Here is a 17,225-nt window from a genome sequence, read left to right on the forward strand (position 1 = left end):
AAATAAGAATTCAGTGGGGTTATTTGCTCGGTTCGATCCTCACGATGCCGTCGGTCGACATCACCGTTTTCACCGGCAGCAAGGCGGGCAGGGCGTTGAGCAGGGCGTCGGGATCATTCACATCCAGATTGCCCGAGACTTTCAGATGCGCCACGGTGTTACTGACCTGCAGTGGCGCCTGGGGGCGATACAGGCTCAACTCATCGACCAGGCTGGCCAGCTCGCGGTTGCGAAACGCCAGATGACCACTGCGCCAGTCGGCGACCTCTTCGGGGGCGAGGGTCTGCTGCTGCAATGTGCCCTTGGCGTAGCTGAAGATCGCACGTTGCCTGGCGCCCAGCAGAGTGATGGGGCTTTTCGCGTCCGGCTCGAAGGCGACCTGGCCATGGGCGACGCTGACCACCAGTTGCTGCTGGCTGCGGCGCACATCGAAGCCGGTACCGACCACGCGCACATTGGCCTCGCCGGCTTGCACGAACAGCGGCCGTTCCTTGTCGGCGGCCACTTCGATGTACAGCTGGCCCTTGTCCAGGTGCAGGATGCGCTGGTGCGCGGTGAAATCCACGCGTACGCGGGTGTTGGCATTCACATACAAGGTGCTGCCATCGGGCAGGTTGAGGGTGCGCATGCCTTTGGCATGGGCCGCGACCTGGGTGTGATACAGCTCGCGGGGGGCGCCGATAGGGGTAGCCAACACCGCGCACAGCAACGCGGCGGCCACGGCCAGGGCAGGGCGCCACACCGACGGTTTGCGCTTGGGCAGCGCCATGGGTTTGTTCAGTTGCTGCAATTGGGCCAGGTCTGCCCATAGTTGCTCGAATTCGGCATAGGCGCGGGCATGGGCGGGCTCGGCCTGCCAGGCGGCAAAGGCTTTTCGCTCGGCACGCCCCACGCCATTGCGGTTGCGCGCAAACCAGCTGGCGGCTTGGGCATCGATGGCGTCGCTGTCTTCGATGTCCTGCACGTCAGTGTCGCTCAGGCGGTTCATTCTGGCTGCTCCGTGCCGGGTTCGTGTTGAAGGCGTCGCTTGCAATGCAGCAGGGCAAAAGCGATGTGCTTTTCCACCATGCTGGTCGAAATGCCCATGCGCTCGGCGATCTGCGCCTGGCTCAGGCCTTCGAAGCGGTGCAGCATAAGGGCTTCTCGCCTGCGGGGCGAGAGTTCGGCGAGGACTTCTTTCAACTGTTCCAGGCGTTGCAAGCGTTGCGCGGCGGCCATGGGGTCGTTTTGCTCGTCGGTGACAGGCTCCGCATCCATTTCGGCCTGATCAGAGTGGACGGTGTGCCGTACCTTCTGTTTGCGCCAGTGATCACGCAGCAGGTTGCGCGCCATCTGGAACAGAAACGCCCGTGGCTGCTCGACCTTGGCCCGGTCGCGGTAGTCCAGCCACTGTGTGAAGACATCCTGGGTCATGTCCGCCGCGTCGCTGGCGTTGTCGGTGCGTTTGCGCAGGAAATACAGGATGTCTGTATAAAACCCGCGAAAGGCATCGGCCGACAACGGGTCGGGCTTGGGACGAGACATGGATATCCTTCTTGACGAAGCACGACGTGGAAAAGTCGTGAATGATATCGAGAACTATTGTCATTTGTCATTCAGATAAATGACAGTCGCTGAGTCCATGGCTGGTAATCAGCCGGGTATGACCTTTAATCCTACAAGCAGGTGAACAAAATCCCACTTGATAAGGAGAGAGTCATGGCTGGATGGTATGAGTTGAGCAAAAGCAGCAACGGGCAGTTCCGTTTCGAGTTGAAGGCGGCGAACGCAGAAACCATTTTGACCAGCGAGCTTTACGTCACCCGCAACGCAGCCGAAAACGGTATTGCTTCCGTGCAGACCAACAGCCCGCATGACGAGCGCTATGAGAAAAAAGTGGCCAGCAATGGCCAGCCGTTTTTTAACCTCAAGGCTGCCAATCACCAAGTGATTGGTACCAGCGAGCAGTATTCCTCGACAGCGGCACGGGACAATGGCATTGCAAGCGTAAAGGCCAATGGCCCGACGACCACGATCAAAGACAAGACTTGAAAGTGTCGCAAAAACCAAAATGCCCCGGCTCGCAAGAACCGGGGCGTTTTTTCAGGCGACGTCCAGCAGCGCCTTCAATTGATTGCGTGCTGTTTCACCCAATGGGAACACCGGCAACCGTGGATCACCCGCTTCCAGTCCGGTCAACCGCAGCCCGGCCTTGATTGTCGCCGGTAACCCGCCCTTGAGGATGAACTCCAGCAATGGCAACTGGCGGTAAAACAGCGCCTGGGCCTGGTTCAGATCATTGCTCAATACCGCGTCGTACAAGTCCAGGTTGAGCTGTGGGATCAGGTTCGGCGCCGCCGTACACCAACCCTTGGCGCCCGCCACGAAGGCCTCCAGCGCCAGCGGGTTGCAGCCGTTGTAGAACGGCACGTCGCTGTGGCGATGCAACTGGTGCATGCGCTGGATATCCCCGGTGCTCTCCTTGACCATGGTCACGTTGGCCACTTGCTTGATGATGCGCAGGATCAAGTCCACCGACATGTCCGTGCCACTGGTGGCCGGGTTGTTGTAGAGCATGATCGGCACGCCGATGCTGTCGCCGATCGCGGCGTAGTGGGCGAGGATTTCCGCTTCGCTGAGCTTCCAGTAAGACGCCGGCAGCACCATCACCGCATCGGCGCCATTGGCCTCGGCGTAGCGCGCGCGGCGCACGGCCTTGGCGGTGGTCAGGTCGGACACGCTGACGATGGTCGGTACGCGCCGGGCAATCTTGGCCAGGCTGTAGGCGCTGACTTCATCCCACTCGGCATCGCTCAAGTAGGCGCCTTCGCCGGTGCTGCCCAACGGCGCGATGGCGTGTACGCCGCTGGCGATCAGGCGGTCGATGGAACGGCCCAGGGCGTCGAGGTCGATGCGTTGGCCGTCGGCGCTGAACGGGGTGATGGTGTAGCCGATGATGCCGTGGATGGTTGGGCTGGACATGGGAAGTCTCCGGTCGAAAAAGGGCTGGTCAGTTCAGGCAATCGGCGTGTTGGCGCAGGTTCTGCCGGGCGTAGTAGTTGAACGCGGCGCCATGGCGCTTGGGCCGGGAAATCCAGGCATGGGCCTCGCGCCCCAGCGTCGGCAGGATCGGCTTGATGGTGCCGGCCGCCATCGCCAGCAACTGCAACTTGGCCGCGCGCTCGATCAACTGCGCGATCACACAGGCTTCCTCGATGCTCGCCCCGGTGGACAACTGGCCGTGGTGCGAGAGCAGGATCGCGCGTTTGTCACCCAAAGCCGTGGTGATGATTTCGCCTTCTTCGTTGCCCACCGGCACACCCGGCCAGGTCTCCAGGAACGCGCAGTCTTCGTACAGCGGGCAGAGGTCCATATGGGACACCTGCAACGGGACTTCCAGCATCGACAGCGCGGCGATGTGCGTGGGGTGCGTGTGGATGATGCAATTCACATCCGGCCGCCCACGGTACACCCAGCTGTGAAAACGGTTGGCCGGGTTGGGAATGCCGTGGCCTTCCAGCACCTCAAGATCCTCGTTTACCAGCAACAGGTTGCTGGCGGTGATCTCGTCAAACCCCAGGCCCAGTTGCTGGGTGTAATAGGTGCCCTGTTCCGGCCCGCGCGCGGTGATCTGCCCGGCCAGGCCGGAGTCGTGGCCGTTCTCGAACAGGATGCGACACGTGAGCGCCAGCTTTTGCCGGTCGGTCCACGTATTATCCGCCAGGGTGTTTTGCATCTGGGTCAGCGCTTGCTTGACCAGTTGGTCTTTCGGGAGTGCTAATGTCTTGGCCATGTCGGTGTCCTTTGGAGGGTTCAATGGACGTCGGATTTGCTGTCTCCCGCTGCTCGCAAGGTCGTTGGGTGAAGGCAAATGACACTAAATATGCTATATGACACTTTGTGTCATTGGCAAGCACAGCTCATCGCTTACTGCATGGATTAACCGCAGCGCATGTCTATCCGTTTGAAATTATTGAGAAAAAAACTTGGCGTCACCCTGGAGGCCCTGGCCGAAAAGTCCGGGATGACCAAGAGTTACCTGTCCAAGGTCGAGCGCGGGCTCAACACGCCATCGATTGCCGCCGCGCTGAAACTGGCCAAGGCATTGAACGTGAAGGTCGAGGAACTGTTCAGCGAAGACAGCGTCAGCCTGGACAGCTACAGCCTGGTGCGCAGCCATGAGCGGCCCGACACCTCGCCCGGTTATGCGGTGCTGGCCCATCAGGTCAGTGAACGCAGCCTGCTGCCGTTCATCATCTACCCGCCGGCGGAGTTCACCGACAAGACCTTCAAGGAGCATCTGGGCGAAGAGTTTCTGTTCGTGCATGAAGGCCAGGTAGAGGTGGACTTCATGAATGAACGGGTGATCCTGAAGCGGGGCGATGCATTGCACTTCAATGCGCAGAAGCCCCATCGGTTGCGTTCGGTGGGGCCGGTGCAGGCGCAGCTATTGGTGGTGGTGCACAGCGGCGAAGAGTGATCAGCGTTCGACAGGAACTGACAGCGCCGGATTACCCAATGGATGGGTACGCGCCGCAAAGAACTTCAGCGCCACTCCAGCCCCATCGAACAATTGCGAATACCGCCGCTTCTGCTGACGAATAAACCCATCGCTGCGCCCCGACACCGAGATCGCCAGGGTTGTCACATCGGCCTGGCGAATCGCATCCACCAAGTGCTGATCCTGCGCCCCCAGCTCGTGGCCAAAGATGCACAGCGCGCCCCGGTGGTTCAGCAGTTGCTCATAACAGAACGACAGGTAATCCGAACTGCGGATGGTCTTGAGCTTCTCTTGCACCTTGCCCTCGCTGACGAACAGCGGCACATCGTCCAGGGTCTTGATGGTGTTGTTGATCGCAAAACTACTGAGCAAGGTGCTGTCGGTGGTCGGCAGTTTGCGCGCGGTGCCGTCGAGGTTGCGCACCAGGTGCAGGCCGCCGTGCAGGTACAAAATACGCGTGGCGTCGGTACGGGTGTTGCGCAGGTCGAAGCTGGCGTCGGCGCTGCGGAACAGATCGTCGATGCCCGGCGTGTGCAGCGTCGCCCAGTAGTTGAGCAAGTCGTAGTTGCTGGTGAACACCGTCGCGTAGTGCTGCAACTCCGTGTTGAGGGTCGCCAGCGTCGACGGTTGCACCAGGCGCCAGGGGATATGCACGGCGTGGATGGTATTGATCAACGCTTCCTTGATCGCGTAATAGCGGTTGCGCGGTGCCGCCGAACTGACGGCCAGGGCCTTGTTGACCCGGCTGGTGGTCTTCAACGCGCCCAGGGCCTGCTCGAAGCTGCGGGTTTGCAGGGCATCGAACACGCTGAGTTCGGATTGACCGAGGGGTTTTTCTTCGACGGTGCGAGCGTTTTCGAACAGCGAGTCGTAGGCAAAGTCTTCCCAAATCGTGCGGCTGGCGCCGTTGCCGATCAGAATCCCGCTGAAGTCGAGGCTCGCGCGCAGTGCGCTCCAGTCTTCAAGGTGGGCGTCTATATCCTGGAAATCCTTCATCGGGGCGGGTCTACTCGAAATCGGCTGGACGGTGACTTTATCACGAGCGAGCGTTGATCCTGATCAAGATGCAGAACGCGTGATCGGTTGATTCTGTAGGCATAAAGCCTCTGAGGATTGACCATGAGCAGCACCTTCTTCATCCCCGCCGTCAACATCATGGGCACCGACTGCCTCGACGAAGCCATGATAGCCATCCGCAACTATGGTTTTCGCAAGGCGTTGATCGTCACCGATGCCGGTCTGGCCAAGGCCGGCGTAGCCAGCATGATCGCCGAGAAACTGGCGATGCAGGACATCGATTCGGTGATCTACGACGGCGCCAAGCCCAACCCCAATGTGGACAACGTCGAGAAAGGCCTGGCGCTGTTGCAGCAGAGCGCCTGCGATTTCGTGGTGTCCCTGGGCGGCGGCTCGCCCCACGACTGCGCCAAGGGTATTGCGCTGTGCGCCACCAACGGCGGGCATATCAGCGACTACGAAGGCGTCGACCAATCGAGCAAACCACAACTGCCGCTGGTGGCCATCAACACCACCGCCGGCACCGCCAGCGAGATGACCCGCTTCTGCATCATCACCGACGAAAGCCGCCACGTGAAAATGGCCATTGTCGACCGCAACGTCACGCCGCTGCTGTCGGTCAACGACCCGGCGCTGATGGTCGGCATGCCCAAGGGCCTCACCGCCGCCACCGGCATGGACGCGTTGACCCACGCCATCGAAGCCTACGTGTCCACCGCCGCCACACCGATCACCGACGCCTGTGCGATCAAGGCCATCGAACTGATCAGCGCCAACCTGCGCCTGGCCGTTCGCGACGGCACCGACAAGGCCGCACGGGAAAACATGGCCTACGCGCAGTTCCTCGCCGGCATGGCGTTCAACAATGCATCCCTGGGTTTCGTACACGCCATGGCCCACCAACTGGGCGGTTTCTACGACCTGCCCCACGGCGTGTGCAACGCGGTGTTGTTGCCCCACGTACAAAGCTTCAACGCCAGCGTCAGCGCCAAACGCCTGAGCGACGTCGGCCGAGCGTTGGGTGCGGACATCAAGGGCATCACCGATGAAGAGGGCGCCCAGGCCGCCATCGCCGCGATTCGCAGCCTGGCCCACGACGTCGAAATCCCGGCGGGGTTGCGCGAACTCGGCGCCAAACTGCAGGACATTCCACTGCTGGCGAGCAACGCGTTGAAGGATGCATGCGGCTTCACCAACCCACGCCGCGCGGACCAGCGGCAGATCGAGGAGATCTTTCGCAGCGCGTTTTAATCCATCCGAGAACGGGCGACGCATATCGATGCGGCGCCCGCCAACACCACACATAAAACCGCCAACGGCCAGGCCTGTTGACTCACCAGCAGGCTCGCCACGCCGCCGATCAACGCGGCCATCAACTGATGCATGAAGCCGCTCAACGCCATGGCGTAGGAGCCGCTCACCGGTGAGGCATCGTTGGCCAGGGACAAACTGATCGGGTAACTCATCGCTTGCCCCAGCACCGCCACGCAGTAAGGCAGCCACAGCAAGACAGCGATTCCGCCAGCAAACACACTGCTCAGCAACATCACAGCCGTTCCCGTTAGAACCAGGGTCATGCCCCAACCCATCATTTTCAGCCGCCCCGTGCGAGCGACGAAGCGATTGACCGTTAATGCCCCCGCCAGATACGCCACGCTGATTGGCCAACCCAGCCAGCCATATTGCGCCGCGCTCCACTCGAAACGCCCTTGCAGAATCAACGGTGCACAGGTGTTGAAGGCGATGATCACCCCATAACCCAGGCCACCGACCAACGCCGCGTGCAGAAACGGCGGATGCTGCATGATCATGGCGTAGATACGCCAGGCAGATGCCGATGTATCGACCTTTACCCGTGCAGGGAATATCACCCGGTTCAACACCAGCATCAAACCGACTGCGCCAATCGCCAATCCGTAGAAGATCGCCTCCCAGCCGAAGACCACCTGCAACAACGACCCAACGAATTGACCGATGCCCAAAGCAATCACGAAAGTCATGCCCAGCCATGACAACGCTTTTGCCAGCAATGCACCGCTGAAGCTGTCACGCACCAACAACCGCGCCATCACCGAAACACCGCCTGCCCCCAACCCTTGAACCAGCCGCAACGCCAAGAAGACTTCAACGCTGAACGCCGAGGGAATCGCCGCACTCGCTAGCGCATACACGCAAAGCGCCGCCAACAGCACCGGCTTACGCCCAAAGCGTTCGCCCAGGCTGCCCCACAGCAACATCGGCAATGCCATGCCGACCAAGTAGATCGCCAGCGCCAGCGCGACGTGGTCTTCGGCGGCGGGGAGTGCATGTGCAATCGTGGGGACGGCGGGCAGGTAGCTGCTGATGCCGACTTGGGCGAGGAAGGCGGCACTGCAGGCTATGACAAGGGTGGTGGTATTTTTCAAGACGAGGAAACCGCCAGCGTGAGTTCTGAACAAATCGTCGGAAGTCGGGTTATATGAATCGTGCCGTTTGAAACTCTTCATTTTTGAAACGTGTGTAATTCAGCGAGCACGTTTATTTTCTTCTATCAGACTCAGGAGCCTTGAGCAAAATAAACGTATTGTTTCATGGGGGCATATCTGCTCGAAGCGTTATACGAATTGCGGCCCTTCCTCTGGGAACAACAGGGAAAAATACAGCTGACGTGAAGAAGCCACTGTCGGCGAGTTGTGCTGCGATTGTGTTCGCTTGTTGCGCCTCGCCGCAGGCCACGAGACGGATTGCAGTACTCGTGCCGTACTGCGCAGTTTCAATAAGTCTGTCAAATAATTGGATGTTGGCGAGGAGTTTATCTTGAAGAAGAGTCAGTTCCTTCGTTTGGTGAATTTTTACAGAGGCAAGGCCAGCGCCAATAGCGGCAGAATTTAGACTCTGGAACCAGTTGCTGGGTCCACCGTATCGATGCATGAGACTTTTTTGTTTTTCGGTACCAAACATAACCAGTCCTCCACTAGCGCCGAATGATTTGCCGAGCGATGCAACGATTAAGGTTTGATCGTCTAGCGTTTCAAAATTAGGGCGGATGAAGCCTTTTCCTTTCTCCCCAAAAGCCGACAGAGCATGCGAGTCGTCCAGATATAAAAATAGACCATAGCGGGATTTAAGGTAGATCAAACCGTCAATATCCGCCTTTCCACCCATGCTGTAGATGCCATCGGCTACGTAGGCGACTTTCTTGTGTTTCTTACATGATTCTTCAATGAAGTCTATGTCATTATGCGGCGCTGTTATTACTTCTGTTTCATCCGCGCAGGAGGCCTTCATATAGTTCATTGAATAGTGAGAATGTCTGTCGAATATCATCGTAGGGGGGACGTTTTTGGTAAACGCTCCGCTGGCAAGTAAGGGCAGTAATCCAGCGCTGGCCGCGCTGCAAGATAAGGTGCTCAGACAGATTGAGTCGAAAAGCGTTGAAAGCGCTGTTTCATATTGTTCGAGCATGTCCAGCTTGCATCTATTTTTTGAGTTCGCTACTCGCAGGGTCTTGGCTTTGAGTATCCCTTCGATAGCGCCATCCAGTATTTGCTGGTTGTAATCAAGTCCGAGGTAGGAGGTGGTGCAGAAATGTTGAAGTTCACGGCCGTATTGGTCGACAAAGCAGTTGTTGCTTTTGATGATTGCATTAAGTTCACAGGTTAGTCCTTCTTTGGCCGATTCCCAGTCTTGGTTGGAGGTTTGAATGATTTTTTTATAGTTTGAGAATTTGTTGGTTGACCTGGAACTTTCCATTTTTCTGTCCTTGGCGATGGAGAGAAATAACACTAATGGGAATTTTTTTGAAGGTTAAGTCAGGACTTTCTTTTTGAGGTGACAGTCGGCGGATATTTTGATGTGTGTAACTTCCTACCATTTTCAATGGCGTGTATTCATCTGCACTGAATGGGTAACGAGATCAAGGCGTTTTTTATCGTGGTGTTTCGAGCTATACCCAGAGGCGTCGTACGATTTGATGAAGTCACCTGTCACCATATTGAGTAAGGTGGTAGTGCAAGGGCCTAATGTGACGATAGCCTCTGAAGACCTGTCTCTCAGGTAGTCAAAACCAGCGGGATGAAGGGAGTAGTGGATGAGAGTTCTGTTATTCGGTGCCACCGGCATGGTCGGCCAGGGCGTGCTGCGGGAGTGCCTGCTGGCCGCCGACGTGCAGGAAGTGGTCGCCGTCGGTCGCACGCCCCTGACCCAGGAACACGGCAAGCTGCACCAGGTGTTGCACAGCGACATGCTGGATTTCCAACCCCTGGAAAACCTGCTGCAAGGCTTTGATGCGTGTTTCTTCTGCCTCGGCGTTTCATCGGCGGGCATGAATGAAGCCAGGTACACCCACCTCACCTACGACCTCACCCTGGTCGCCGCCAGCACCCTGGCGCGGCTCAACCCGCAGATGACCTTTATCTATGTGTCCGGCGCCGGTACCGACAGTTCCGAGGCGGGCAAGTCGATGTGGGCACGGGTCAAGGGCAAGACCGAGAACGCCTTGCTGCGCCTGCCGTTCAAGGCGGTGTATGTGTTTCGGCCGGGGGTGATCCAGCCGCTGCATGGCGTGCGCTCGAAGACGCCGTTGTATCAGCGGTTTTATTCCGTGCTTGGGCCGTTGCTGTCGTTTGTACGTCGGCTGAAACCGGATTGGGTGGTGAGTACCGAGACGGTGGGCCGGGCCATGTTGCAGGCGGCCAGCCACGGCGCGCCGCAGCCGGTGGTGGAACAGGCCGGGATCAACCGGCTGGCCAGCGAGCGTCGCTGATGCTGCACAAGAGTCTGGTGCGTCGGCTGGACCTGATCACGCTGCAGTTGTTCGTCGCGGTGTTCGAGGAAGGCACGCTGACCCGTGCCGCCAACCGCGAAGCCATCGCCGTGTCCGCCGCCAGCAAGCGCTTGATGGAACTGGAGCAGGTGCTGGGCGTGAGCTTGTTCGTGCGGCGGGCCAAGGGCATGGACCTGACGGCCGCCGGTGAAACCCTGCTGCACCATGCGCGGCAGATGCTGTTCAACGTCGAGAAGATGGGCCTGGAACTGGGCGAACACAGCCATGGCGTGCGCGGCTATGTGCGGATGCTGGCCAATCTGTCGGCGATCATTGAGTTCCTGCCGGAAGACCTGCGGGACTTTTCCAAACTGCACCCCGAAGTCAAAACCGATCTGGAAGAACGCCCCAGCAAAGGTGTGGTGCAGGGCGTACTGGATGGCGTCGCGGACCTGGGGATCTGCTCCAGTGACACCGACACCAAAGGCCTGCCCAGCGTGACCTATCGCCACGACAAACTGGTGGTGCTGATGCCGAAGGATCACCCACTGGCGAGCCGCGAAAGCCTGGCCTTCGCCGAAACCCTCGACAGCGACTATGTCGGCCTGCACGCCGCCAGCTCCATCAATATGCGCACCCACGCGGCTGCACGCGAGGCGGGCAAGCTGCTGCGCCTGCGCATTCACGTGCCGGGGTTTGATGCGATGTGCCGGATGGTGCAGGCCAATATGGGCATCGGCATCCTGCCGCAGAAAGCCTTTGAATTATTTGGTCGCGCACTGGGTTTGCATGCCGTACCGCTGACGGACGATTGGTCGGATCGCAGCCTGATCCTGGTGGTGCGCGATGAAACCCAGCTGTCACCGGTCAGTCGATTGTTGTTCGATTATTTGAGCGTTCGCGTTTAGCGAACGCTGTTTGCCAACTGACGGTTGGATTTCTCCTGCATCGGCCCTCTAGTCTTGGCCGCACATTCCAAGAATAAGAGGTACACCCCATGACGGCTCCCCTGAGCGGTATCAAGGTGATCGAGATCGGCACCCTGATTGCCGCGCCGTTCGCCGCCCGGCTGATGGCCGAGTTTGGCGCCGAGGTGATCAAGATCGAAGCCATGGGCCAGGGCGACCCACTTCGCAAATGGCGAAAGCTGCACGAAGGCACGTCGCTGTGGTGGTACCTGCAATCGCGCAACAAGAAGTCCCTGGCGCTGGACCTCAAGTCACCGGAAGGCCTGGACCTGATCAAGCAATTGCTCGGCGACGCCGACGTGCTCATCGAAAACCTGCGCCCCGGCGGCCTGGAAAAGCTCGGCCTCGGCTGGGACGTGCTGCACGCCCTCAACCCCAAGCTGACCCTGGTGCGTATCTCCGGCTATGGCCAGACCGGCCCTTACCGCGACCGTCCGGGTTTCGGCGCCATCGGCGAGGCCATGGGCGGCATCCGCTACACCACCGGCAACCCGGACTCGCCACCGGCGCGGGTCGGCGTGAGCCTGGGGGATTCGTTGGCTTCACTGCACGGCGTGATCGGCGCACTGATGTCGCTGCTGCGGGTCAAGACCGGCCAGGGCGATGGGCAGATTGTCGATGTGTCTCTGGCCGAAAGCGTGTTCAACCTGATGGAAAGCCTGGTGCCGGAATACGACATGCTCGGCCATGTGCGTGAACGCAGCGGCGGCGCCTTGCCGGGCATTGCGCCGTCCAACACCTACCTGACCGCCGACGGGGCCTACGTGGTGATCGCCGGCAACAGCGACCCGATCTACAAGCGCCTGATGCACACTATCGGCCGCGCCGACCTGGCCGAAGCGCCCGCGTTCGCCCACAACGATGGCCGCGCCGCCAAGAGCGGTTTGCTCGACGCCGCGATTACCCACTGGACCAGCAGCCTGCCCATCGAGCAGGTGCTCAGCGCCCTGGAAGCCGCCGAAGTGCCGGCCGGACGCATCTACTCCGTGGCGGATATCGTCAGCGACCCGCATTACCAGGCGCGTGAGATGTTGCTCAATGCCGAGCTGCCCGGCGGTGTATCGGTGAAGATGCCGGGCATCGTACCCAAACTGTCGGAAACCCCCGGCGGCGTGAACTGGCAGGGCCCGACCCTGGGCCAGCACACCGACGAAATTCTTGGCAGCCTGGGCCTGGCCGGTGCCGATATCCAACGCCTGAAAACCTCGGGAGTGGTGCAATGATTTCAGACTATTGCGACCCGCTGATCGTGCAGGAAGTCTCCCCGCGCGATGGCCTGCAAATCGAGCCGACCTGGGTCGAAACAGCGGACAAGATCGCCTTGATCGATCAGCTTTCCCTCGCCGGTTTCTCACGGATCGAAGCCGGTTCATTCGTGTCGCCCAAGGCCATCCCGGCGTTGCGTGATGGCGAACAGGTGTTCCAGGGCATCGACCGTAAGCCGGGTGTGATCTACGTGGCGCTGATCCCCAACCTCAAGGGCGCCCAGCGCGCCATCGAGTCCCGTGCCGATGAACTGAACCTGGTGATGTCCGCCAGCCAGACCCACAACCTGGCCAATATGCGCATGCGCTGCGAGGCGTCGTTGGCGGCGTTTGATGACATCGTCAGTTTTGCCCGCGACTACCCGGTGAGGCTTAACGGCAGCATTGCCACCACCTTCGGTTGCCCGTTCGAGGGCAAGATCGATGAAGACCGTGTTCTGCAGATTGTCGAGGCTTATCAGGCACTGGGCATCCAGGGCATCAGCTTGGCGGACACCACCGGCATGGCCAATCCGCGTCAAGTGACGCGCCTGGTCAAACGCGTGCTGGAGCGTGTGTCCGCCAGCAATCTGACCCTGCATTTCCACAACACGCGCGGCCTGGGCTTGTGCAACGTGCTGGCCGCCTATGAGGCCGGCGCCCGTCGTTTTGACGCGGCGCTGGGTGGCTTGGGGGGCTGCCCGTTTGCACCGGGGGCGTCGGGCAATATCTGCACTGAAGATTTGGTCAACCTGTGTGATGAAGTCGGGATTCACACTGGCATCGACCTGCCGCATCTGCTGAATATGTCCCGCCGTCTTCCCGCTTTGCTTGGACACGAGTTGCCCGGCCAGGTAGCCAAGGCCGGATGCAATTGCGACCTGCATCTCCCCCCGGCGTATATCGCAACGCTGTAACGCCGCACCAGACAACAAAAACAATCGGGCGCCTGTGAGCAGCCCGCTGGAGAGAAACCATGAGCACTCATACGTTGGAGGCCGGCGCGCGCCCGGCCGCTGAAATCGATGCAGAAAAAGCCCTGGTCAGCAAGGTCGCCTGGCGCCTGATGCCGCTGATCATGGTGTGCTACCTGTTCGCGTTTTTTGACCGGATCAACATCAGCTTCGCCAAGTTCCAGTTGCAGGCTGACCTGAGCCTGAGCGACACCGCCTATGGCCTGGGCGCCGGGTTGTTCGTGGTGGGGTATGTGATCTTCGAGGTGCCGAGCAACATGATGCTGTACAAGGTCGGCGCTCGGCGCTGGATTGCGCGGATCATGATGTCGTGGGGGCTGGCGACGGCGGCCATGGTGTTTGTCACGGCCGAGTGGCAGTTCTACGGCCTGCGCTTCATCATCGGCGCGATGGAGGCGGGTTTTGCGCCAGGCGTGCTGTATTACCTGACCTTATGGTTCCCGCAGCATTTCCGTGGGCGCATCACCTCGATGTTGTTCCTGGCCTCGGCGTTTGCGGGCCTGGTGGGCGCACCGTTCTCCGGCCTGGTGTTGGAACACCTCGACGGCGTGTTGCAAATGCGCGGCTGGCACTGGCTGTTCCTGCTCGGCGGCTTGCCTTGCATTGGCCTGGGTTTGCTGGTGCTGACCTTGCTCAAGGATCGCATCGAAGACGCCCACTGGCTGACGGCGGCGGAGAAGACGTTGCTGGCAAGCCGTATCGCCAAGCATGAGCCGAACCAGCACGGCGGTTCGCTGCTGTCGGCGATCCGCATCCCCGGGTTCCTGATGCTCGGTTTTATCTACTTCCTGATCCAGGTGGCGTCCTACGGCCTCAACTTCTGGGCGCCGCAATTGATCCGCAGCGCCGGCACCCAGAGCCCGGTGATGATCGGCCTGCTCACGGCGATTCCTTATGTGTGCGGCGCCATCAGCATGGTGGTAATCGGACGGCTGTCGGATGCCACTGGCGAGCGGCGCAAGTTTGTCTGCGGCCTGGTGGTGCTGGGGGCGATAGGCTTTTTCAGTGCCGGGATTTTTGCCGACCACACCACCTTCCTGATCATCGCCTTGGGCATGTTGGGCGCGGGTATCATCGCCTCGATCCCGACCTTCTGGACCCTGCCACCCAAGTTGCTGGCCGGCGCCGGTGCAGGCGCGGCGGGAGGCATTGCGGTGATCAATACCCTCGGGCAGTTCGGCGGCATTGTCAGCCCGGTGATGGTGGGGCGGATCAAGGACCTCACCGGCAGCACCACCCCGGCGCTTTACGTGATCGGTGTGTGCGCGCTGTTGGCGGCGGCGCTGTTGCTGTGGGGGCTGCCGCAGAAGTTGCGCACCCTCGATAAAGGCTGATCGGCCCATTGAGGGCGAACACTGCAACGCTGGCAAGCCCGCCTGATTCGGTGATGACCGTTCGTCGCACTGACAAGTTTTTTCTAAACCTTTACCGCCCTCAAAATTCGAAATGAGGGCGGGGTGTATTCCCCGCCCCTATTTTTGCCCTGGAGGAACCCATCATGAGCCGCATGGCTATCCGGTTACGCACCGCCAGTTTCGCGATGCTGCTGGGCCTCGGCGCCAGCAATGCTTTCGCCCAGTCGCCTGCTGAATTCATCGAGCAGGCTTCGGCCAAAGGCATGGCCGATATCGAAACCAGCCGCATGGCCCACGCCAAGACCTCGTCCCAGGAAATCAAGGACTACACCATCGAGGTGATCAACGAGCGCACCCTGGCCAACCAGCACCTGGCGGCCATCGCCAAGAAGCTCGACCTGCCCGTGGCACCGCGCGAAAAGATTGTCGATAAAGCCGAAACCCTGATGCCCGAACTCAAGGACGGCGACTCCTTCGATGCGGCCTACACTGCGCAGCAAGTGAAGGAAAACGAAGACGCCATCGCCCTGTTCAAGCAGGAAGGTGCGGCGTCGGATGTGCCGGAAATCAAAGCCCTGGTCGATGAGACGCTGCCCAAGCTGGAAGAGCGTCTGCAAAAAGCCCGTGAATTGGCGTCGACCTATGGCAAAGGTCATCAAGGCGACGGTTGAGCCTGTCTCCTGAACTGAAAAAACGGCGGCTGGATCTTCTCCAACCGCCGTTTTTTCATGCCTGGTTCAAATCGGTCTTGGTCGCTGCCGCATCGTCGGCGGCATGACCACAACTGCTGTTCAGGCTTACCGTGCCGGCGTTGCCGATGCTGCGATATTCCTGGCGCAGTTTTTCCAGTTCCTTGCGATCCAGCCCATCCAGGCTAAGTACCGCATTCTGTGCATCCTTGGACACACGCAGTAGCTCGTCGATCTTGATATGCAAGATGTCGTTATCGCGGTTCTGCGTGTTCTGGATCAGGAACACCATCAAGAAGGTGATGATGGTGGTCGAGGTATTGATGATCAGTTGCCAGGTGTCGTTGTAGTGGAAATACGGCCCGCTCAAGCTCCACGCCAGGATCAGCGCCACTGCCGCGTAGAACGTGCGCGGGCTGCCGGCCCAGCGGGACAGGGATTGGGAGACTGCGGAGAATTTCATGACCGTTTTCCTTGGAAGGGTGATGAAGTTATGGACCGCAGGGAATCTTTGAAATTTCTTTTTACATTTGACCGACGCTTCTTAAAACGCCAATTCGACCTGGCCAGTACCTTCAAGCGCGAGCAAATATTGCTTGGCTTTCAACCCTCCGGCAAACCCGGTCAAGCCGCCCGACGCACCAATGACCCGATGGCACGGCGCAATGATCGAAATCGGGTTACGTCCATTGGCCGCGCCCACTGCGCGAACGGCTTTAGGATTACCGATCTGCTGGGCAATTTGGCTGTAGCTGCGGGTTTCGCCAAAAGGAATGGTGAGCAGCGCCTGCCAGACCTGCTTTTGAAAATCGGTGCCGGTAAAGTCCAGCTCAAGTTCGAACTGGTTGCGGTTGCCGGCAAAGTACTCGTGCAACTGGCGTTCGGTCTCCAGCAACACCGGGCTGTCATTGGCCTCGTGCAGTTCACCCAGGCGCACGCGGTTGGCGCGTTCTTCTGCCCAGAGGATGGCACTGAGCTTGCCAGCACGCGCCACGAGGGTGAGTACGCCGACAGGCGAAGGCATGAGCTTGTATTCGTAGGACATGAGCGGGCTCCTGGGTAGGCGGGGTAGCGTTGAATCTAGACCACGCCGCCCAACTGAAAACTACGTTTCTTGCGATTGAATTCGGTTTATTCAGTGGTCCTGCTGTAACACTTTAAGTGCCGCTGAAGCCAGAAAGCCGGAACGGCTTTTTTCTTCCGGGTGGTGCAGCACATATTCATCGATGCGGTTCAGCAGATAACCGGGCAGCGTGATGTTCAGCTTCTGCGCCTTGCCCAGGTACTTGGTGACATCAATGTCCACCACCGCCCAGGTGCAACCTGCATATTGAGGGTTGGCGGCGTGCAAGGTGACCTTTTGCGCGCTGGGAATCGGTGCACCGTCTTCCGCCAGGATCTCGAAGTGTCCTTCAATGGCTTCGCGGGCCATGGCCATGGCGTCGTCCAGGTCATCGCCGGCGGAGTAGCAGCCGGGAATATCCGGGACTTCCACGCCCCAGGCGTGGTCGTCGTCGCCGGTTGAAATTGCAATCGGGTAAAGCATGTCTGTTGTCCTCCACGGACGGTCAACTCAGCAGAGCCTGTTTCAAAATGCTCTTGGCGGTCTTGTCGAACAGGTCCTTCTTTGGATGGGGAATCGTCACCAGCCCCGGTTTTGTCGGGTGCTTGAAGTGGTGATGGCTGCCTCTGATGCGTACCAGATACCAACCGTCCGCAACGATGCGACCTATCAAATATCGGCTATCCACACC

The 17,225-nt window shown here is 59.5% G+C and carries 19 protein-coding genes and 1 pseudogene; 9 read left to right on the forward strand and 11 right to left on the reverse strand.

Annotated features, from left to right (window positions below; translation table 11 throughout):
* Nucleotides 1–19: 19 nt before the first annotated feature.
* Nucleotides 20–988 (reverse strand): FecR family protein, encoded by a 969-nt coding sequence (locus K5K89_RS07935; protein ID WP_102593064.1) that lies wholly within the window; start codon nucleotides 986–988, stop codon nucleotides 20–22.
* Entirely contained in the window at nucleotides 985–1,524 is a 540-nt protein-coding gene (locus K5K89_RS07940; RefSeq protein WP_071488898.1) for an RNA polymerase sigma factor, read from the reverse strand. Before K5K89_RS07940 ends, K5K89_RS07935 begins: the two co-directional genes overlap by 4 nt.
* 174 nt (nucleotides 1,525–1,698) lie before the next feature.
* Between K5K89_RS07940 and K5K89_RS07945 the strand changes: the two genes are divergently transcribed.
* Nucleotides 1,699–2,031 carry a YegP family protein gene (locus K5K89_RS07945; RefSeq protein ID WP_071488899.1) on the forward strand — a complete coding sequence of 111 codons (333 nt, stop codon included), beginning with the start codon at nucleotides 1,699–1,701 and terminating at the stop codon, nucleotides 2,029–2,031.
* Between the two features lie 51 nt (nucleotides 2,032–2,082).
* Here K5K89_RS07945 and K5K89_RS07950 read toward each other — a convergent pair whose 3' ends face one another.
* On the reverse strand, nucleotides 2,083–2,961 hold the full coding sequence (locus K5K89_RS07950) for a dihydrodipicolinate synthase family protein (RefSeq protein ID WP_071488900.1): 879 nt from the start codon (nucleotides 2,959–2,961) through the stop codon (nucleotides 2,083–2,085).
* A gap of 28 nt (nucleotides 2,962–2,989) precedes the next feature.
* Entirely contained in the window at nucleotides 2,990–3,772 is a 783-nt protein-coding gene (locus tag K5K89_RS07955; protein ID WP_222541156.1) for an aldolase, read from the reverse strand.
* A gap of 159 nt (nucleotides 3,773–3,931) precedes the next feature.
* Between K5K89_RS07955 and K5K89_RS07960 the strand changes: the two genes are divergently transcribed.
* Complete coding sequence (locus K5K89_RS07960) at nucleotides 3,932–4,459, forward strand: helix-turn-helix domain-containing protein (protein ID WP_222541157.1); 528 nt, start codon at nucleotides 3,932–3,934, stop codon at nucleotides 4,457–4,459.
* Here K5K89_RS07960 and K5K89_RS07965 read toward each other — a convergent pair whose 3' ends face one another.
* Entirely contained in the window at nucleotides 4,460–5,476 is a 1,017-nt protein-coding gene (locus K5K89_RS07965) for a DUF4917 family protein (protein ID WP_222541158.1), read from the reverse strand.
* 123 nt (nucleotides 5,477–5,599) lie between these two features.
* Between K5K89_RS07965 and yiaY the strand changes: the two genes are divergently transcribed.
* On the forward strand, nucleotides 5,600–6,748 hold the full coding sequence (gene yiaY / locus K5K89_RS07970) for an L-threonine dehydrogenase (protein ID WP_222541159.1): 1,149 nt from the start codon (nucleotides 5,600–5,602) through the stop codon (nucleotides 6,746–6,748).
* Here yiaY and K5K89_RS07975 read toward each other — a convergent pair.
* Together K5K89_RS07975 and K5K89_RS07980 are read right to left on the reverse strand one after the other, a co-directional pair.
* The gene (locus K5K89_RS07975) at nucleotides 6,745–7,902 is read right to left on the reverse strand and encodes an MFS transporter (RefSeq protein ID WP_222541160.1); all 1,158 of its coding nucleotides are present in this window, start codon (nucleotides 7,900–7,902) and stop codon (nucleotides 6,745–6,747) included. The genes yiaY and K5K89_RS07975 overlap by 4 nt on opposite strands.
* 99 nt (nucleotides 7,903–8,001) lie before the next feature.
* Nucleotides 8,002–9,229 (reverse strand): annotated as a pseudogene (locus K5K89_RS07980) (aminotransferase class I/II-fold pyridoxal phosphate-dependent enzyme).
* A 337-nt stretch (nucleotides 9,230–9,566) separates the two neighbouring features.
* Between K5K89_RS07980 and K5K89_RS07985 the strand changes: the two are divergent.
* The 6 genes from K5K89_RS07985 to K5K89_RS08010 all read left to right on the forward strand — a co-directional run bounded on the left by K5K89_RS07985 (nucleotide 9,567) and on the right by K5K89_RS08010 (nucleotide 15,453).
* The gene (locus K5K89_RS07985) at nucleotides 9,567–10,241 is read left to right on the forward strand and encodes an NAD(P)H-binding protein (RefSeq protein ID WP_222541162.1); all 675 of its coding nucleotides are present in this window, start codon (nucleotides 9,567–9,569) and stop codon (nucleotides 10,239–10,241) included.
* On the forward strand, nucleotides 10,241–11,149 hold the full coding sequence (locus K5K89_RS07990) for a LysR family transcriptional regulator (protein ID WP_222541163.1): 909 nt from the start codon (nucleotides 10,241–10,243) through the stop codon (nucleotides 11,147–11,149). The genes K5K89_RS07985 and K5K89_RS07990 overlap by 1 nt, the downstream gene beginning before the upstream one ends.
* A gap of 89 nt (nucleotides 11,150–11,238) precedes the next feature.
* Entirely contained in the window at nucleotides 11,239–12,432 is a 1,194-nt protein-coding gene (locus K5K89_RS07995) for a CaiB/BaiF CoA transferase family protein (RefSeq protein WP_222541164.1), read from the forward strand.
* Nucleotides 12,429–13,370 (forward strand): hydroxymethylglutaryl-CoA lyase, encoded by a 942-nt coding sequence (locus K5K89_RS08000; RefSeq protein ID WP_222541165.1) that lies wholly within the window; start codon nucleotides 12,429–12,431, stop codon nucleotides 13,368–13,370. The genes K5K89_RS07995 and K5K89_RS08000 overlap by 4 nt, the downstream gene beginning before the upstream one ends.
* Nucleotides 13,371–13,429: 59 nt before the next feature.
* A complete protein-coding gene (locus tag K5K89_RS08005; RefSeq protein ID WP_222541166.1) occupies nucleotides 13,430–14,761 on the forward strand; it encodes an MFS transporter in 1,332 nt (443 codons plus the stop codon).
* 164 nt (nucleotides 14,762–14,925) lie between these two features.
* Complete coding sequence (locus tag K5K89_RS08010) at nucleotides 14,926–15,453, forward strand: DUF4142 domain-containing protein (RefSeq protein WP_071488912.1); 528 nt, start codon at nucleotides 14,926–14,928, stop codon at nucleotides 15,451–15,453.
* 55 nt (nucleotides 15,454–15,508) lie between these two features.
* Here K5K89_RS08010 and K5K89_RS08015 read toward each other — a convergent pair whose 3' ends face one another.
* The 4 genes from K5K89_RS08015 to K5K89_RS08030 all read right to left on the reverse strand — a co-directional run bounded on the left by K5K89_RS08015 (nucleotide 15,509) and on the right by K5K89_RS08030 (nucleotide 17,222).
* A complete protein-coding gene (locus K5K89_RS08015) occupies nucleotides 15,509–15,934 on the reverse strand; it encodes a low affinity iron permease family protein (protein ID WP_092241350.1) in 426 nt (141 codons plus the stop codon).
* Between the two features lie 81 nt (nucleotides 15,935–16,015).
* On the reverse strand, nucleotides 16,016–16,516 hold the full coding sequence (locus K5K89_RS08020; protein WP_092241352.1) for a methylated-DNA--[protein]-cysteine S-methyltransferase: 501 nt from the start codon (nucleotides 16,514–16,516) through the stop codon (nucleotides 16,016–16,018).
* Nucleotides 16,517–16,606: 90 nt separating this feature from the next.
* Complete coding sequence (locus tag K5K89_RS08025) at nucleotides 16,607–17,017, reverse strand: type II toxin-antitoxin system HicB family antitoxin (protein ID WP_071488915.1); 411 nt, start codon at nucleotides 17,015–17,017, stop codon at nucleotides 16,607–16,609.
* Between the two features lie 22 nt (nucleotides 17,018–17,039).
* Nucleotides 17,040–17,222 (reverse strand): type II toxin-antitoxin system HicA family toxin, encoded by a 183-nt coding sequence (locus K5K89_RS08030; protein ID WP_222541167.1) that lies wholly within the window; start codon nucleotides 17,220–17,222, stop codon nucleotides 17,040–17,042.
* Nucleotides 17,223–17,225 lie beyond the last annotated feature (3 nt).

The sequence above is a fragment of the Pseudomonas sp. DR208 genome (assembly GCF_019823005.1).
GTDB lineage: Bacteria > Pseudomonadota > Gammaproteobacteria > Pseudomonadales > Pseudomonadaceae > Aquipseudomonas > Aquipseudomonas extremorientalis.

What these genes read in the sequence shown, in the direction of transcription:
- K5K89_RS07995 (WP_222541164.1), top strand. Translation starts at nt 11,239, where the DNA reads ATGACGGCTCCCCTGAGCGGTATCAAGGTGATCGAGATCGGCACCCTG.
- K5K89_RS07945 (WP_071488899.1), top strand. Translation starts at nt 1,699, where the DNA reads ATGGCTGGATGGTATGAGTTGAGCAAAAGCAGCAACGGGCAGTTCCGT.
- K5K89_RS08020 (WP_092241352.1), bottom strand. Translation starts at nt 16,516, where the DNA reads ATGTCCTACGAATACAAGCTCATGCCTTCGCCTGTCGGCGTACTCACC.
- K5K89_RS08015 (WP_092241350.1), bottom strand. Translation starts at nt 15,934, where the DNA reads ATGAAATTCTCCGCAGTCTCCCAATCCCTGTCCCGCTGGGCCGGCAGC.
- K5K89_RS07990 (WP_222541163.1), top strand. Translation starts at nt 10,241, where the DNA reads ATGCTGCACAAGAGTCTGGTGCGTCGGCTGGACCTGATCACGCTGCAG.
- K5K89_RS07965 (WP_222541158.1), bottom strand. Translation starts at nt 5,476, where the DNA reads ATGAAGGATTTCCAGGATATAGACGCCCACCTTGAAGACTGGAGCGCA.
- K5K89_RS07955 (WP_222541156.1), bottom strand. Translation starts at nt 3,772, where the DNA reads ATGGCCAAGACATTAGCACTCCCGAAAGACCAACTGGTCAAGCAAGCG.
- K5K89_RS07985 (WP_222541162.1), top strand. Translation starts at nt 9,567, where the DNA reads ATGAGAGTTCTGTTATTCGGTGCCACCGGCATGGTCGGCCAGGGCGTG.
- K5K89_RS08010 (WP_071488912.1), top strand. Translation starts at nt 14,926, where the DNA reads ATGAGCCGCATGGCTATCCGGTTACGCACCGCCAGTTTCGCGATGCTG.
- yiaY (WP_222541159.1), top strand. Translation starts at nt 5,600, where the DNA reads ATGAGCAGCACCTTCTTCATCCCCGCCGTCAACATCATGGGCACCGAC.
- K5K89_RS07935 (WP_102593064.1), bottom strand. Translation starts at nt 988, where the DNA reads ATGAACCGCCTGAGCGACACTGACGTGCAGGACATCGAAGACAGCGAC.
- K5K89_RS08025 (WP_071488915.1), bottom strand. Translation starts at nt 17,017, where the DNA reads ATGCTTTACCCGATTGCAATTTCAACCGGCGACGACGACCACGCCTGG.
- K5K89_RS07950 (WP_071488900.1), bottom strand. Translation starts at nt 2,961, where the DNA reads ATGTCCAGCCCAACCATCCACGGCATCATCGGCTACACCATCACCCCG.
- K5K89_RS08005 (WP_222541166.1), top strand. Translation starts at nt 13,430, where the DNA reads ATGAGCACTCATACGTTGGAGGCCGGCGCGCGCCCGGCCGCTGAAATC.
- K5K89_RS07940 (WP_071488898.1), bottom strand. Translation starts at nt 1,524, where the DNA reads ATGTCTCGTCCCAAGCCCGACCCGTTGTCGGCCGATGCCTTTCGCGGG.
- K5K89_RS07960 (WP_222541157.1), top strand. Translation starts at nt 3,932, where the DNA reads ATGTCTATCCGTTTGAAATTATTGAGAAAAAAACTTGGCGTCACCCTG.
- K5K89_RS08000 (WP_222541165.1), top strand. Translation starts at nt 12,429, where the DNA reads ATGATTTCAGACTATTGCGACCCGCTGATCGTGCAGGAAGTCTCCCCG.